We start from the raw sequence: 615 nt of genomic DNA, 5'->3' as shown, positions 1-615 counted from the left end.
CCACCAACTCCATCCCACCCCACACCCACACCCTCAACCTCGCCGGAGAACCACTACCCCCCACCCTCGTCACCCGACTCCACCACCACCCCACCCTCACCACCATCCACAACCTCTACGGACCCAGCGAAGACACCACCTACAGCACCCACGCCACCACCAACCCCCACCACCACCGCACCCCCATCGGCACCCCACTACCCGGCACCACCACCCACATCCTCAACCACAAACTCCAACCCCAACCCCTCGGCACAATCGGCGAACTCTACCTATCCGGACACGGCACCACCCGCGGCTACCACAACCAACCCACCCACACCGCCACCCACTACCTCCCCAACCCCCACCACCCCCACCAACGCCTCTACCGCACCGGCGACCTCGCCCGCTGGCGCACCGACGGACAACTCGACTACCACGGCCGAACCGACAACCAAACCAAAATCCACGGCCACCGCATCGAACCCGCCGAAATCGAAACCACCCTCCGCCAACACCCCCACATCACCGACACCACCATCACCACCCACCACCACAACAACCAACCCCAACTCACCGCCTACATCACCACCACCCAACCCACCAACCCCACCCACATCACCAACTGGCTCC

Annotated in this window: 1 protein-coding gene; it reads left to right on the top strand. The window is 64.6% G+C overall.

Annotation, left to right across the window (positions count from 1 at the left end; translation table 11 throughout):
• Window positions 1-615 (top strand): AMP-binding protein (locus FM051_RS50055; protein WP_158855020.1); only part of this gene is annotated, 615 nt, incomplete at both ends.

Origin of the sequence: Saccharothrix deserti (assembly GCF_009769385.1) — a bacterium.
Taxonomy (GTDB): Bacteria; Actinomycetota; Actinomycetes; order Mycobacteriales; family Pseudonocardiaceae; genus Actinosynnema; species Actinosynnema deserti.
This window is presented reverse-complemented; position numbering and strand designations above follow the sequence as displayed.